The organism is Chryseobacterium paludis, assembly GCF_025403485.1.
Lineage (GTDB): Bacteria > Bacteroidota > Bacteroidia > Flavobacteriales > Weeksellaceae > Chryseobacterium > Chryseobacterium paludis.
Genome location: NZ_CP099966.1, coordinates 2,832,124 through 2,848,813, shown reverse-complemented (window position 1 = coordinate 2,848,813; position 16,690 = coordinate 2,832,124). Strand labels below are relative to the sequence as shown.

General features: G+C 36.7%; 12 protein-coding genes. 9 read left to right on the top strand and 3 right to left on the bottom strand.

Annotation, left to right across the window (positions count from 1 at the left end; genetic code table 11):
* Positions 1 to 8 precede the first annotated feature (8 nt).
* The 9 genes from NG806_RS12900 (at position 9) to NG806_RS12860 (ending at position 12,889) form a co-directional block, all read left to right on the top strand.
* Positions 9 to 656 (top strand): hypothetical protein, encoded by a 648-nt coding sequence (locus tag NG806_RS12900; RefSeq protein ID WP_214827774.1) that lies wholly within the window; start codon positions 9 to 11, stop codon positions 654 to 656.
* An 8-nt stretch (positions 657 to 664) separates the two neighbouring features.
* Complete coding sequence (locus NG806_RS12895) at positions 665 to 1,333, top strand: hypothetical protein (RefSeq protein WP_214827777.1); 669 nt, start codon at positions 665 to 667, stop codon at positions 1,331 to 1,333.
* A gap of 268 nt (positions 1,334 to 1,601) precedes the next feature.
* Positions 1,602 to 2,045: a 50S ribosomal protein L11 gene (gene rplK, locus NG806_RS12890; RefSeq protein ID WP_214827780.1), complete on the top strand. Its 444-nt coding sequence runs from the start codon at positions 1,602 to 1,604 to the stop codon at positions 2,043 to 2,045.
* An 11-nt stretch (positions 2,046 to 2,056) separates the two neighbouring features.
* The gene (gene rplA, locus NG806_RS12885) at positions 2,057 to 2,749 is read left to right on the top strand and encodes a 50S ribosomal protein L1 (RefSeq protein WP_214827784.1); all 693 of its coding nucleotides are present in this window, start codon (positions 2,057 to 2,059) and stop codon (positions 2,747 to 2,749) included.
* Between the two features lie 17 nt (positions 2,750 to 2,766).
* Positions 2,767 to 3,366, top strand: coding sequence for a 50S ribosomal protein L10 (rplJ, locus tag NG806_RS12880; protein WP_214827786.1), 600 nt, complete (start codon positions 2,767 to 2,769; stop codon positions 3,364 to 3,366).
* A 48-nt stretch (positions 3,367 to 3,414) separates the two neighbouring features.
* On the top strand, positions 3,415 to 3,780 hold the full coding sequence (gene rplL, locus NG806_RS12875) for a 50S ribosomal protein L7/L12 (protein WP_034710359.1): 366 nt from the start codon (positions 3,415 to 3,417) through the stop codon (positions 3,778 to 3,780).
* 546 nt (positions 3,781 to 4,326) lie between these two features.
* Positions 4,327 to 8,148, top strand: a complete 3,822-nt coding sequence (gene rpoB, locus NG806_RS12870) for a DNA-directed RNA polymerase subunit beta (protein ID WP_214827789.1) — start codon at positions 4,327 to 4,329, stop codon at positions 8,146 to 8,148.
* 80 nt (positions 8,149 to 8,228) lie between these two features.
* Positions 8,229 to 12,494, top strand: a complete 4,266-nt coding sequence (gene rpoC / locus NG806_RS12865) for a DNA-directed RNA polymerase subunit beta' (protein WP_214827793.1) — start codon at positions 8,229 to 8,231, stop codon at positions 12,492 to 12,494.
* An 86-nt stretch (positions 12,495 to 12,580) separates the two neighbouring features.
* Entirely contained in the window at positions 12,581 to 12,889 is a 309-nt protein-coding gene (locus NG806_RS12860; RefSeq protein ID WP_089027859.1) for a DUF3467 domain-containing protein, read from the top strand.
* Positions 12,890 to 13,244: 355 nt separating this feature from the next.
* Here NG806_RS12860 and NG806_RS12855 read toward each other — a convergent pair whose 3' ends face one another.
* The 3 genes from NG806_RS12855 to NG806_RS12845 all read right to left on the bottom strand — a co-directional run bounded on the left by NG806_RS12855 (position 13,245) and on the right by NG806_RS12845 (position 16,676).
* Positions 13,245 to 15,452, bottom strand: coding sequence for a T9SS type A sorting domain-containing protein (locus tag NG806_RS12855; protein WP_261509946.1), 2,208 nt, complete (start codon positions 15,450 to 15,452; stop codon positions 13,245 to 13,247).
* 305 nt (positions 15,453 to 15,757) lie between these two features.
* On the bottom strand, positions 15,758 to 15,955 hold the full coding sequence (locus NG806_RS12850) for a hypothetical protein (RefSeq protein WP_261509945.1): 198 nt from the start codon (positions 15,953 to 15,955) through the stop codon (positions 15,758 to 15,760).
* Positions 15,939 to 16,676 carry a hypothetical protein gene (locus NG806_RS12845; RefSeq protein WP_261509944.1) on the bottom strand — a complete coding sequence of 246 codons (738 nt, stop codon included), beginning with the start codon at positions 16,674 to 16,676 and terminating at the stop codon, positions 15,939 to 15,941. Before NG806_RS12845 ends, NG806_RS12850 begins: the two co-directional genes overlap by 17 nt.
* Positions 16,677 to 16,690: the final 14 nt, after the last annotated feature.

Here is a 16,690-nt window from a genome sequence, read left to right as displayed (position 1 = left end):
TTCACATAATGAAAAAAATTACCATACTATTTTTTATGGCTTATGCGTTCTGTGGCGTTAAGGCCCAACTAGGAATTAATACAAATACACCACAGGGAACTTTAGATGTGGTTGGTGGTACACTAGTAGAATCCTATATTATAGATACAACGAATTCGCCAGCAACAGGAAACTATTTTCTGCTTACAAGATCAAAGGATACTACTCCTGTAGGTAAAGTTAAGATGCTTGACATTTCTCTAAGAGATGTAGCTCCGGTCAATGCATATAATGTGGTTTTGAAAAACGTTAAACTGGATGAAGTTATTAATTTGAACACTGGATTAGAGGTTAATAAATATGTAGTAGCAATTACCGGTGCCGTATTTACTGATGCGGTTTCAGCATCAAATACTTCTACTACTCCTAAATCATATGGTGCCTACTCAACTGAGATAACCCAGGTTACCAGCGGAGGAAAAACTTATCATGGTATTAACCTGGCTTTTAAAGGAGCGGGAACTGTAGGATCAAAAAATGGAACCTGGACCCTTACTTTGAATGTTTATGAAAGATCATTGATTAAGGATTGGGGAACTTTTACTGGCTCAGTTTCTTCTTCAGCATCTCCTGGATATTCAGGAGTATCCACAAATACACCCGTAGGACTTCAATAACAAAAATTATGAAAGAAAAAATTTATATCATCATTATGGCTTGTATGGGGATGATCCTACAGGCTCAAACAGGAAATGTAGGTATTAAAACTACAACTCCTACTGAAACACTGGATGTTAATGGTAATTCTCTTACGAATTCTTTATATATGAGAAATCCAGGCGAACCAACCACAACAGGAGGACACTTTTTAGCGACTTCTCAAAACTCATTACAGATATACGATCCGAATTTGGAAACCAGTGGATTATTCAATTATATCAAATTATCACTTACTGGGGTTTCTGCTTCTGGAATTACAGATTACGATACCAAAATAAATGCAAATGACTTTTTGGTAACTGTACATAATTACTCTTTTAAATTAAATGACGGGAGTACGAGTGTCGCTCTTGATTATGGAGATAACGGAATTGATGATAATGCACAAGGATCTCCTAATGTAATTGCATTTAAAAGTAACGGGACATGGCATTTAAAAGCAGGATTTACAAATAGTAAATTAATTGCCTTTACTTCGGCCAGACCATCAAGAGTGTACAACGACTTTACAGTGGAATTTTATCTGATGGTATATAAGCGATTGATCACCAAGCAGAATATAAATGACATCAATACTGATCTTGGTGGTAAAGATGGATCTACGGAGACGATTAATAAACCGTCTGGGTTTTAAATAAAAAGATAAACCATATAAAAAGCCATATACCAATAATAGGATATGGCTTTTTTTCTTTTATAGCAAAATTTATCGGGAAGGTTGAGTACACTTGTTTGTAAAAAATATTAAAAACTTTCTAAAAATCAATCAATTCCATTTGCTATTTCAAAAATATTTTATAATTTTGCAGTCCGAAAAGTAGGTTTACTATATGTGAGTGCGGTAACCTGCTGAATAATAAATGCTTCCAAACTCATTAATTATTCAATTAAAAAAAAAGAAAATGGCTAAAAAAGTCTTTAAAATGGTAAAGCTTCAGGTGAAGGGAGGGGCTGCAAACCCGTCTCCACCAGTAGGTCCTGCATTAGGTTCTGCCGGTGTAAACATCATGGAGTTTTGTAAACAATTTAACGGAAGAACTCAGGATAAGCCTGGTCAAGTTTTGCCAGTAGTAATTACTGTATACGAAGACAAATCTTTTGAATTCGTAATTAAAACTCCTCCAGCTGCAATTCAGTTAATGGATGCTGCAAAAATTAAAGGAGGTTCCGGAGAACCAAACAGAAACAAAGTAGGTTCTGTATCTTGGGATCAAGTAAAGAAAATCGCAGAAGATAAAATGGTAGACCTTAACTGTTTTACATTGGACTCTGCTCTTTCTATGGTTGCAGGTACTGCTAGATCTATGGGATTGAGAGTAACAGGAACTAAACCAGCTAACGCTTAAAACTTAGAGAAATGGCAAAATTAACAAAAAAGCAAAAGGAAGCTTTAAGCAAAGTAGAAAAAGGAAGAGTATATAATCTTGAAGAAGGTTCAGCTCTTGTAAAAGAAGTGAACACTGCAAAATTTGATGCTTCTGTAGATATCGCTGTTAGATTGGGTGTAGATCCAAGAAAAGCAAACCAAATGGTAAGAGGTGTAGTATCTCTTCCTCATGGAACTGGTAAAGATGTTAAAGTATTAGCTCTTGTAACTCCAGATAAAGAAGCTGAAGCTAAAGAAGCTGGTGCTGATTATGTAGGTCTTGACGAATATTTACAAAAAATAAAAGATGGTTGGACTGATGTTGACGTTATCGTTACTATGCCAGCTGTTATGGGTAAATTAGGACCTTTAGGTAGAATATTAGGACCAAGAGGTTTGATGCCTAACCCTAAATCAGGAACAGTAACTATGGAAATAGGAAAAGCTGTAACTGAAGTGAAATCAGGTAAAATTGATTTCAAAGTAGATAAATATGGTATTATCCATGCAGGTATTGGTAAAGTATCTTTTGATGCTGCTCAATTAAGAGAAAATGCTCAGGAATTAATCCAGACATTGGTTAAAATGAAACCAACTGCTGCTAAAGGAACTTATGTGAAGAGTATTTATTTATCCTCTACAATGAGCCCGGGTATTGCAATTGATACTAAATCTGTTAACTAATATAAATCCTTAAGACAATGACAAAAGACCAAAAAGTTGTAGCAATACAAGAGATCAAAGACTTGCTTCAGGATGCAAAAGTAGTATACGTAGCAGATCTAGATGGGTTGAACGCTGCTAAGTCTTCAGAATTCAGAAGACAGGCTTTCAAACAAAACATCAAAGTAAAAGTGGTAAAAAACACACTTTTACAAAAAGCAATGGAGCAGATTGAAGGAGTAGATTACTCTGAAATGTTCCAGACTTTTAAAGGGAATACTGCATTAATGGTTGGAGAAACTGCAAACGGTCCAGCAAAATTAATCCAGGGATTCAGAAAGAAAGAAGATAAGCCGGCTTTAAAATCTGCTTACCTTCAGGAAACTTTCTATGTTGGAGACGAAAACTTAACTGCACTTGCTAACATCAAGTCTAGAGAAGAAATGATTGGTGAAATCATCGGATTACTTCAATCTCCAATTCAAAGAGTTGTTTCTGCTCTTCAAAACAAACCTGAAACAGTAGAAGCGAAAGCTGAAGAAGTAGCTGCTGCACCTGCTGTTGAAGAAACTCCTGCTGAAGCAGCTCCAGAAGCTCCTGCAGCAGAAAGCACGGAAGAAACTCCAAGTGCTGAATAATTAGACTCAAAAAATTAAATAAAATAATCAACAAAAAACATTACAACAATGTCAGATTTAAAAAATTTAGCTGAAACGCTAGTAAACTTAACAGTAAAAGACGTAAATGAATTAGCTACTATCCTTAAGGATGAGTACGGAATTGAGCCAGCTGCTGCTGCTGTAGTAGTTGCTGCAGGTGGTGGAGAAGCTGCTGAAGAAAAGACTGAATTCGATGTAATTCTTAAGGCTGCAGGTGCATCTAAATTGGCTATCGTTAAATTGGTAAAAGATTTAACTGGTGCTGGTCTTAAAGAAGCTAAAGATATCGTAGATGGAGCTCCTGCTGCAATCAAAACTGGTATCTCTAAAGACGAAGCTGAAGCTCTTAAGAAGCAACTTGAAGAAGCTGGTGCTGAAGTAGAAGTAAAATAATTCAATTTATCTTACAAATATAAGCCCGGACATTTGTTCGGGCTTTTTTTATTGATTCTTTTTAGATATATTTCCAGTATTAATTTTAAGTTTGAGAATGCTTTTAGCAGCATCGTTAAAGGTTTTATTAAAATTAATTCACATCCTGGAAATCATTAATACATTTTACGTTAATACATTACATAATAAATCTTGTGAATGTGGATAACTTTTTGTACCTTTGCTCCTCTTTTGGCGCTAATAATTGTTTGTAAATCTATAAAATATTATAAATCAACTCTTTCATAATGATGAAGGGGATTTTATGTTTATAGGTGTTACGAAATTTCTGCCTCAAAAGTATTAAGAATATTTTGCATTACGCTGTGAAAAGATATACCAGTGTTGCAGTTAGGAATCAGATTCTTAGAATAAAGAAAAAAGAATAAAGACTATTTCTAATAGCGCCAAACATTTGAAGTCTTTTATCTTTTCTCTATTTTCTTTCTTCTGTTCCTGATATTTTTTTATAAATCAAAATATTTTTTAACCCTTCTTAAAAGTTTTATGAGTAAAACAACAGTAACAACTAGGGGAAATCAGAGAATTAATTTCTCATCAGCGAAAGGAAAAATTATTACTCCTGACTTCTTGGATATCCAATTAGAGTCTTTTAAAGAGTTTTTCCAGCTTGATACCCTTCCTGAAGACAGGAAAAAAGAAGGTCTGCATAAGACTTTCCAGGAAAATTTCCCAATTACAGATTCAAGAAACCAATTCGTATTGGAATTCTTAGATTATCTGGTAGATTCTCCACGTTATTCAATCGACGAGTGTGTAGAAAGAGGTTTAACGTATTCCGTTCCTCTTAAAGCAAGACTTAAGTTGTATTGTACAGACCCTGAGCACGAGGATTTCCAAACAGTAGTTCAGGACGTATATTTAGGTCCGGTTCCTTATATGACACCTAGTGGTTCTTTCATCATCAATGGTGCTGAGAGAGTTATCGTTACGCAGTTACACCGTTCACCTGGTGTATTCTTCGGGCAAACTTACCACGCAAACGGAACTAAACTTTACTATTCAAGAATTATCCCTTTCAAAGGATCTTGGATGGAATTTACTACGGATATCAATAGCGTAATGTATGCGTATATTGACCGTAAGAAGAAGTTACCATTAACTACTTTATTAAGAGCTATCGGATTTGAATCTGATAAAGATATCCTTCAGATCTTCGACCTTGCGGAAGAAGTGAAAGTTTCTAAAGCTGCTCTTAAAAAAGTGGAGGGAAGAACATTAGCTGCGAGAGTATTGAACACTTGGTTCGAAGATTTCGTAGATGAAGACACTGGTGAGGTTGTTTCTATCGAAAGAAATGAAATTATCCTGGATAGAGAAACTGTTCTTGAAAAAGAGCATTTAGATCTTATTCTTGATGCTGGTGTGAAATCTATCTTGATCCACAAAGAAAACAGCAATGAATTCTCTATCATCCAGAATACATTACAGAAAGACCCTACTAACTCTGAAAAAGAAGCAGTAGAATATATTTACCGTCAGTTAAGAAATGCAGATCCACCAGATGAGGAAACAGCTAGAGGAATTATTGAAAAATTATTCTTCTCTGAGCAGAGATACTCATTAGGAGAAGTAGGACGTTACAGATTGAACAAAAAATTAGGTCTTAATATTCCTACAACAACTGAAGTTCTTACAAAAGAAGATATTATCGCTATTGTAAGACACTTAATTGAATTGGTAAATTCAAAAGCAGAGGTAGATGATATTGACCACCTTTCTAACAGAAGAATTAAAACTGTTGGAGAGCAGTTAGCAGGACAATTCGGTGTAGGTCTTTCAAGAATTGCCAGAACGATTAAGGAAAGAATGAACGTTAGAGATAACGAGATCTTTACTCCTCTTGATTTGGTGAATGCTAAGACTTTAACATCAGTTATTAACTCATTCTTTGGTACCAACCAGCTTTCTCAGTTCATGGACCAAACCAACCCATTGTCAGAGATCACGCACAAGCGTAGACTTTCTGCCCTAGGACCTGGTGGTTTATCAAGAGAAAGAGCAGGTTTCGAGGTTCGTGACGTTCACCATACTCACTATGGAAGAATTTGTCCGATTGAAACTCCAGAAGGACCAAACATTGGTTTGATCTCTTCTTTAGGTATCTATGCTAAAATTAACAACTTAGGTTTCATCGAAACTCCATATAGAAAAGTAGAGAACAGTAAGATCGATCTTGATGCTGCTCCTATTTATCTGAATGCAGAAGACGAAGAAGATAAAGTTATTGCTCAAGCAAACGTTGAATTGAATGATAATGGTGAATTCTTAACTGAAAGAATTATTGCGAGACTAGATGGAGATTATCCGGTAGTTGAGCCATCTGAAGTTAATCTTATCGATGTTGCACCAAACCAGATCTCTGGTATTTCAGCTTCATTAATTCCATTCTTGGAACATGATGATGCGAACCGTGCATTGATGGGATCAAACATGATGCGTCAGGCAGTTCCTCTATTGAAGCCACAAGCTCCAATCGTGGGTACGGGTCTGGAACAACAAGTTGCGAAAGATTCTAGAATTTTGATCAATGCTGAAGGTAATGGTACTGTAGAGTATGTAGATGCTGATCAAATTACTATTAAATATGAAAGAAGCGATGACGAAGATTTAGTATCATTCGAATCTGCTACGAAAACATATAAACTGACTAAGTTTAGAAAAACCAACCAGAGTACAACTATTACATTGAGACCAAACGTAAGAATTGGTGAAACTGTAGAAAAAGGACAGGTACTTTGTGATGGTTATGCTACTGAAAACGGAGAATTGGCTCTTGGTAGAAACTTAGTGGTTGCGTTCATGCCTTGGAAAGGATATAACTTTGAGGATGCGATCGTAATCAATGAAAAAGTAGTTCGTGAAGACTGGTTTACTTCGATCCACGTGGATGAATATTCTCTTGAAGTTCGTGATACCAAATTAGGTATGGAAGAATTGACAGCAGATATTCCAAACGTTTCAGAAGAAGCAACTAAAGATCTTGATGAAAACGGGATGATCAGAATTGGTGCTGAAGTGAAGCCTGGTGATATTATGATCGGTAAGATCACACCTAAAGGTGAATCTGACCCAACTCCTGAAGAAAAACTTCTTAGAGCGATTTTCGGTGACAAAGCTGGTGATGTAAAAGATGCTTCATTAAAAGCAGATTCTTCATTAAGAGGTGTTGTTATCAACAAGAAATTGTTCTCTAGAAATATTAAAGATAAAAAGAAAAGAACTGAAGAAAAACTTAAACTTGAAGAAATTGAAAACACTTACAAGGCTAAGTTTGATGAGTTGAGAAATACTTTAATTGAAAAATTAAATACACTTGTAAGCGGTAAAACTTCTCAAGGGGTTACTAATGACCTTGACGAGGAAATTATCGGAAAAGGAGTGAAATTTACTCATAAATTATTGACTTCAGTTGAAGATTACGTTAACGTTAGCGGTGCAGATTGGACTGTTGATAATGATAAAAATGAATTGATCAAACAATTAATTCATAATTATAAAATCAAGTTCAACGATATCCAAGGGGTTAAAAACCGTGAGAAATTTGCAATTTCTATCGGAGATGAGCTTCCAGCAGGTATCATGAAGTTAGCTAAGGTTTATATTGCTAAAAAACGTAAACTGAATGTAGGAGATAAAATGGCAGGACGTCACGGTAACAAAGGTATCGTTTCGAGAATCGTTCGTGAAGAAGATATGCCATTCTTAGAAGATGGAACACCAGTAGATATCGTATTGAATCCACTTGGGGTACCTTCTCGTATGAACATCGGACAGATTTATGAAACAGTTCTTGGATGGGCTGGTCAGAAATTAGGAATGACGTTCGCTACACCAATCTTCGATGGAGCAACTCTTGATCAGATTACTGAATATACTGAAAAGGCAAGTCTTCCTAAATTTGGTAACACTCACCTTTATGATGGTGGTACTGGAGAAAGATTTACTCAGCCTGCAACAGTAGGGGTAATCTATATGTTGAAACTAGGACACATGGTAGATGACAAGATGCACGCACGTTCTATTGGTCCTTACTCATTAATTACTCAGCAGCCGTTAGGAGGTAAAGCTCAATTCGGGGGTCAGAGATTTGGAGAGATGGAGGTTTGGGCTCTTGAAGCATTCGGAGCATCAAATATCTTGAGAGAAATCTTGACTGTGAAGTCAGATGACGTGATTGGTAGAGCAAAAACTTATGAAGCAATTGCAAAAGGTGAATCTATGCCTGAACCAGGTATTCCGGAATCATTCAATGTATTACTTCACGAGTTACAAGGACTTGGACTTGATGTAAGACTAGAGGAATAATTTTAAATTTTGAGTGTTGAATTTTGATCAGTTCAGAATTTAAATCCAAAATTTATAATCCAAAATCTAAAATCTAAAAAATGTCAAATAAAAATAAATCAAGTAGATTTAATAAAATAACCATCGGTTTAGCTTCTCCGGAATCCATTCTTCAGGATTCAAGAGGGGAGATCCTAAAACCGGAAACTATTAACTACAGAACGCATAAGCCTGAAAGAGATGGTTTGTTCTGTGAAAAAATCTTTGGTCCAATTAAAGATTACGAATGTGCTTGTGGAAAGTATAAGAGAATTCGTTATAAGGGGATCGTTTGTGACCGTTGTGGGGTTGAAGTTACAGAGAAGAAAGTAAGAAGAGAGAGAATTGGACACATTAATCTTGTTGTTCCTATCGCTCATATCTGGTATTTCCGTTCTTTACCAAACAAAATCGGTTACCTTTTAGGTATTCCTTCTAAAAAATTAGATATGATCATCTACTACGAGAGATACGTAGTAATTCAGCAAGGTATTGCTAAAAAATTAGATGGTTCTGATTTTGATAAAATGGAATTCTTAACAGAAGAAGAGTACCTTGATATCATGGAAACTCTTCCTGTTGAAAATCAATATCTTGATGATTCTGATCCAAACAAATTCATCGCTAAAATGGGTGCTGAAGCTGTAGAAGAATTATTAAAGAGAATTGATCTTGATGCATTGTCTTTCGATTTGAGACACAAAGCTCACAATGAAGGTTCTAAACAAAGAAGAACTGAAGCTCTTAAAAGATTGAACGTTGTAGAAGCATTGAGAGGTGCAAATACTAGAATGATCAACAGACCGGAGTGGATGATCATGCGTGTACTTCCTGTAATACCACCAGAACTGAGACCATTGGTTCCATTGGATGGAGGACGTTTCGCTACTTCTGACTTAAATGACCTTTACAGAAGAGTTATTATCAGAAACAACCGTTTAAAGAGACTATTGGAGATCAAAGCTCCAGAAGTAATCTTAAGAAACGAGAAGCGTATGCTTCAGGAATCAGTAGATTCACTATTCGATAATACAAGAAAATCTTCTGCCGTAAAATCTGAATCAAACAGACCATTGAAATCACTTTCAGATTCATTGAAAGGTAAGCAAGGTCGTTTCCGTCAGAACTTACTAGGGAAAAGGGTAGATTACTCTGCGCGTTCGGTAATTGTTGTAGGTCCAAACCTAAAACTTCACGAATGTGGTATCCCTAAAGATATGGCAGCAGAACTTTACAAACCATTTATCATTAGAAAACTAATTGAAAGAGGGATTGTAAAAACAGTAAAATCTGCGAAGAGAATTATTGATAGAAAAGAACCTGTAGTTTATGATATCCTTGAAAACGTGATGAAAGGCCACCCGGTTCTATTGAACAGGGCACCTACTCTTCACAGATTGGGTATTCAGGCTTTCCAACCTAAGATGATCGAAGGTAAAGCTATTCAACTACACCCGTTGGTAACAACAGCCTTCAATGCCGATTTCGATGGTGACCAGATGGCGGTACACTTACCGTTAGGCCCAGAAGCGATTTTGGAAGCTCAGTTATTGATGTTAGGTTCTCAGAATATTTTGAACCCTGCTAATGGTTCTCCAATTACAGTACCTTCTCAGGACATGGTTCTTGGTCTTTATTTCATGACTAAAGAATTGAGTTCTACAGAAGATATGAAAGTAAAAGGTGAAGGTCTTGCATTCTATTCTCCTGAGGAAGCAGAAATTGCTTATGCAGAAGGTAAAGTTTCTTTAAATGCTAAGGTAAGATGTAGACTACCGGTTAAAGAAGATGGAGAATTAGTAATTAGATTAATTGAAACGACAGTTGGTAGAATTTTGTTCAACCAAATTGTACCTAAACAATCAGGATATATTAATGAACTTCTAACTAAGAAATCATTAAGAAACGTTATCGGTAAAATTCTTGCAGATACTGACTTCCCTACAACAGTGAAGTTCTTGGACGCAATGAAGGATCTTGGATATTCGAACGCATTTAAAGGTGGTCTTTCGTTCTCACTTGGGGATATTGTGGTTCCTGTTGAGAAAAAACAAATGGTCGCTCAGGCAATCGGAACTGTAGATGAAATTAGAGCCAACTATAACATGGGTCTTATTACAGATACAGAACGTTATAACCAGGTAATTGACGTTTGGACAAACACAAATGCTGGATTAACTGAGATGATCATGAGCAGAATGAAAACCGATCAAGGTGGATTCAACTCTGTATATATGATGCTTGATTCTGGTGCGAGGGGGTCTAAAGAACAGATCCGTCAGTTATCAGGGATGAGAGGTTTGATGGCAAAACCGCAGAAAGCCGGTTCTACTGGTGCAGAGATCATCGAAAACCCGATCCTTGCAAACTTTAAGGAAGGTCTTTCGATCTTAGAGTACTTTATCTCTACCCACGGTGCACGTAAGGGTCTTGCGGATACCGCTCTTAAGACTGCCGATGCAGGTTACTTAACAAGAAGATTAGTAGACGTAGCTCAGGATGTTATCGTTACAGAAGTAGATTGTGGTACTTTAAGAGGTACTGAGGTTACTGCCCTGAAGAAAAATGACGAGATCGTTGAGAAGATCTCTGAAAGAATTTTAGGTAGAGTTTCTCTTCATAATATCTATGATCCTGAAACAGATGAGTTAATTGCTGAGGCTGATCAGGTGATCAATGAAGAATTAGCTAAGAGAATTGAAGAAACAGGTTTAGAAGCTGTTGAAGTTCGTTCTCCATTAACTTGTGAAGCTAAGAAAGGTATCTGTGCTAAATGTTACGGTAGAAACTTGGCAACAGGTAAAGTAATTCACATGGGTGAAGCGGTAGGTGTAATTGGTGCACAATCAATTGGTGAACCGGGAACTCAGTTAACATTGAGAACCTTCCACCAAGGGGGTACTGCAGGTAACGTATCAGAAAATCCTTCAATCGTAGCAAGAAGAGATGGTATCGTTGAAATGGATGAAGTAAGAACAATTACTTCTGAAGATGAAAACGGAAACACTGCTGAAGTAGTAGTATCTCGTTCTACGGAATTTAGATTAGTCGCTGATAACGAAACTAAAACACCATTGATGATCGCTAACGTACCTTACGGTTCAGTATTGGCGGTAAAACCTGGTGATAAAGTGAAGAAAGGTGATATTATCTGTAAGTGGGATCCGTATAACGCGGTTATCATTGCTGAAACTTCTGGTAAAGTAGAATACGAAGATATTATTCAGGGTATTTCATTCCAGTTGGAAATTGACGAACAAACAGGATTCGAAGAGAAAGTAATCTCTGAATCTAGAAATAAGAAAGCCGTACCTACCTTGAAGGTGGTAGACTCTAAAGGTGTTGAGCAAAGAGCTTATAACTTACCGGTAGGAGCCCACTTAATGGTAAATGATGGTGAAAAAATTAAGGCTGGTAAAGTCTTGATCAAGATCCCAAGAAAATCTGCAAAAGCAGGGGATATCACCGGAGGTCTTCCAAGAGTAACCGAATTATTCGAAGCAAGAAACCCTTCAAACCCAGCGGTTGTTACAGAAATTGATGGGGTAGTTTCTTATGGAAAAATTAAGAGAGGTAACCGTGAACTTATTGTAGAGGCTAAGACAGGAGAAAGAAAAATTTACTTAGTGAAACTTTCTAATCAGATCTTGGTTCAGGAGAATGACTTCGTAAGAGCTGGTTCTCCGCTTTCTGATGGTTCTATTACTCCAGATGATATCTTAAGAATTAAAGGTCCAACTGCGGTTCAGGAATATCTTGTAAATGAAATTCAGGAAGTTTACCGTCTGCAAGGGGTAAAAATTGATGATAAGCACTTTGAAATTATCGTAAGACAGATGATGACAAAAGTATCTATCGTTGACGGAGGTGATACTCAATTCCTTGAAGGAGCTTTAGAACATAAATACGATTTCTTAGAAGAGAACAACAGAGTATTTGGTCTTAAAGTAGTTGTTGAAGCTGGTGAGTCAAAAGAATTCAGACCAGGTCAGATGATTACAGCAAGAGAACTAAGAGATGAAAACTCTAAACTGAAACGTGAAGATCAAAAACTGGTAGAAGTAAGAGAAGCACTTCCTGCTACAGCAACGCCTGTATTGCAAGGGATCACAAGAGCAGCTCTTCAAACCAAGTCATTCATGTCTGCAGCATCGTTCCAGGAAACCACTAAGGTTCTTAACGAAGCAGCAGTTGCTGGGAAAGTAGATTTCCTTAGCGGTCTTAAAGAAAATGTAATTGTAGGACACAGAATTCCTGCAGGTACAGGTCTTAAAGAGTATCAGAGTGTAATCGTAGGTTCTAAAAAAGAATTCGAAGATATTAACTAAAATGTATATAAAAGTTTCAGGATTCAAGTTTAAATTTTAAATTAGAGGCCTGAAACTTTTTAAACAAAAAAATATTTAAAGAAAACATGGACAATCAAAATCAAAATCCACAAGACGGAAACATCAACATCGAACTGAATGAAATGGTAGCTGCTGGTATCTATGCTAACTTAGCTTTAGTGAACCACTCTCCATCTGAGTTTGTAGTGGATTTCATCCAATTAATGCCAGGTGTTCAACAAGCTAAAGTGAGATCAAGAATCATTCTTGCTCCTCTTCATGCTAAAAGAGTATTATCTGCTCTTCAACAAAACATCGCTAACTACGAGCAACAATTTGGAGAAATCAAAGAAGTTGAGCCTTTCGTTTTAGGAGGTAACAATGTACAAGCATAAGATTTTTCTTAAAATAAATCAGAATGCCTCAATTTATTGAGGCTTTTTTTTATTATATCATGTAAGATTAATAATAAAAATTAACCTTAAAAAAATATCTAAAATTCTGATGGGGTACATAAAAATATTATGGTTGTATTTTTGCCTTTTTTCCCCAGTAAGTAAATACTGATCCGATTACATATCATATTTCAGGCTAAAAAGTTCTACTAATATCACGGATTATTTGATATAAAATTGATCTATAAAATAAAGATGGCCGGAAAAATCCGGCCATCTTTTGCTGTTTTATGATTTTTCTATTCTTCAGTATAGAATTTTTAAACAGTTTTTATATTTAAATAGACATTAAAAATTAGTCTTTTAAAAATTTATTGCTATGCTTTCCATCAGCATCTTCTACTGTAAGGATGTAAGTACCTTGCATAAGTTTTGTAACATCTATTGAAGTATCTTCTGAAACAGTACCAGAAGCGACTGGTCTTCCTCCTAAATTAAAGATTTGATATGAAGCTTTCCCTTTGATAGGAGAAACCTTAAGAAAATCTTTTACTGGGTTTGGATATAATTTTAATATCGTTGATTCCTTGGTTGTAACAGTTTTTGTTTCAATATCATTTTTCATTGCATTTGCTGAAACTGACGCCATTCTGTTAGAAATTGTACCATTATCCTCGTCTTCCACACGTGCACTGCACTTACTGAAGGCTACAATAACATCATCATATTTAGTGTCAAAAGTTACAGTAAGCTCTGTGTAAGGCTGGCTAGCCGAAATAATATAAGCAACTCCTGCAGCATTTCTACTAGATATGTTACCTGCTGTTCTTAAGAAAGTTCCAGAATTGTTGGTAACCAATGAAGCATCACCAGCTATCCCTTTCATTTCTAGTGTTCCTCCACCCTTGGTCGTTATGATTGCTGAATCGTTATTTGCGTACCAAGTTGATTTGAATCCAATATTATTAACAGGTCTATCGAATACCAGCGTCATACTATTAACATAACCATTCCCCATTCTGAAACGTGCACAGGCATTCCCCATAGTAATTCCATTTTGGGTCTGAGAAAATGCTGCATAACAACTTGGGTATTTTGCTCTGTTAGTGGTTTTTCTATATACTTTTACTTGCTCGCCTCCGATCATAAGAGTTGTCGGAGCATTGGGATTTTCAGATATGTTGTAACCAAAGTCTTCTGCAGAATTGCAATTTGCATCTAGGATTTCATCTTCTACTCTTACCGTAAATGAACAAGATTTGTTTCCAATGTTTACAGTGAATGTAGCCGTACCACTGGATTGAGGAGTTCCTGTGATTTTATAAGTAATAGTACCAGAACCATTATTTAATATTCCAGCTTGTGCTACTGCGGTTAATCCTGTTACTCCTGTAGAGTTGATTACCATTTGATTGTAAGTGCTTGATGCACCTCCTTGATAACTGACTACTTTAGTTCCGTTGGATGTATAACTTTTCTTTCTGTAAGTACCTGTTAATGTACCATTACAATTTAGGCTTGTAACAGTAGGATGGCTTCCTACATTCACTGAGAATGTACAAGTTTGATTTCCTATTCTTGCTACAAAATTTGCGGTACCTGCACTAGCGGGAACACCTGAAATTTGATAGGTAATGTTACCATTACCAGAATTTAATACACCGGCAGTAAGTACTGCGGTCAACCCTGTTACCCCAGTAGAATGTGCTACTTGCGGAGCATGAGCTTTTCCATTACCAGAGAAATATTGTACTATTTTTGCACCATTGCTGTTAGCGCCTACTATAAATGATCCTGTTGCTTCTGATGCAGCACAGTTTAAAGAAAGAACACTTCCGTCAGCATCGGTCACATCTACAGAGAAAGTACAATTTTGTCCACCAAAAGATACTGTGAAATAAGCTTTTCCTGCACTACTTGGAACACCGTAAATTTGAAGTGAAAGTTTTCCCGGAACTGAATTACCGGAGTTCAATGTTCCACTATTCAATACAGCAGTTAATCCGGTTACTCCGGTAGAGATTATTTGTTTCTCTAAATAAGGACGTCCGTTACCTCCTGTATATAGAATATCCTTGCTTCCTGCGCTTGGCATGTTTGCAGAAAAAGTTCCGACAACGGTTGCAGAAGAACAGTCTAAAGAGGCTACCCTTTCGCTGCTTAACGCTTCTTTTACAGTAACCTGAAATTGAACAGGAGTATTATTGATAACAGTCCAGAAGTATGCTGTACCTACGGCAGAGGGAGTTCCACTTATATTGAACGTAATATTCCCCCCAGTTCCGGCATTGGCTACGGCTGTTAATCCTGTTACTCCTTGGGATGCTATACTCATTGCCGAATAAGCTCCCCCAGTGTATGGTACAGCCAGAGTTCCTGTAGAATATACATTAGCGTAATATTCTGAATTAACAAAATTAACGCTGGTGGGTGAGATCCCTGAAGGCACGATGAATCTGCTTGCCGTTAATTTTGATTTTTCCATTTTGTTATCAAAATGGATGTCATTAGCCATTGCCAGCGATTGCGCTGAAGCAGCTAACAAAAAAATGATTTTTTTCATAACTGAAATTTTTAGGTTAAAAAATTGTATAATAATTTAGTCTGTACAGGTGATTTTTCTAAGGTTGCCAACAAAAATGCATGTGAGGGTAATGCTTTATTTCTGTTGAAAGCTGTAGCATATAAACATAGTACACCCATACAATTCATCTATGTTTTTTAATATTTATTTTTCAGGAAGATTCTATTGCCATACTTTATTCAGAATGGTGTAATGTAGACTTGTATCTTATCTATGATCAAATCTGTGAAAAATAGTACAATGAAATAGATCACTTGAATTCTGATCTTTTTAATACTTTTGGTTTAATGATTTTCAATGGGTACCTGGATCGTAGCTGCACATGGTACTGAATTTAAAATGCTTATATTGAAAACAGCATAGCCTTGCTGATTGGCAGTTCCGGTTACTGTAAAATCAAGAGGATTGTTGTTATCAAGTGTTGAAGGAAGAGAGGTGGCAGTTAAGCCTGTAACTCCAGTTGAATTAAAATATTTGTCCACCAGCATAGCTTGCACCATTACCATTGATATAGGGGATTCTTAGTTGCCCTGAAGACGTTCCGCCTACAGTAGTATTTCCGAAGAATTGAGCTTCTCCACACTTGAAAGCAAAGTTGTTAGCGGAGGTTACTTGTATTTGGAAATGACACGTTTGTCCTCTCAGGGTTATCGCAAAATTAGCAATACCTTCACCACTTGGTATACCATTGATGCTGAGTGCAATGGTGCCACTGTCATTTGCCATGGTACCTGCAGGTGCTGTAGCAGTAAGGCCGGTAACACCTGTAGATGCAATACTGATGGCTCCGTAAGATTGTCCCTGGCCGGCTGTGTAGTTAATTACTTTGCTTCCCGAGCTGCTAATTCCCGGTTTATAGATTCCTGCAAGAGCTCCATCGCAGGTTAATGTGAAAGCAGGATCTGTGTTTTTGCAATCATCACATAAGCAGTTGGACCAGCCTGATGGTTTAAAAACCCTGACACAGCTGAGAGTAGAATCATACATAATGGTTCCTATTGCTACAGAGCCACCTATTGGGTTGATGAGATTATTAGGATCTGCATTAATAGGCAGTACAAGTCCCATATTATTGGTGGTAGGTTTGTTGATATCAAGTGCTCCCCTTGGAGTGCTGTTTCCTATTCCGATCTGAGCGGACAGATTGCCCATCGATAATGAATAAATTATACAAATTGCTAAATAATAGATTTTTTTTCTCATTGCTTTTGTGTTTA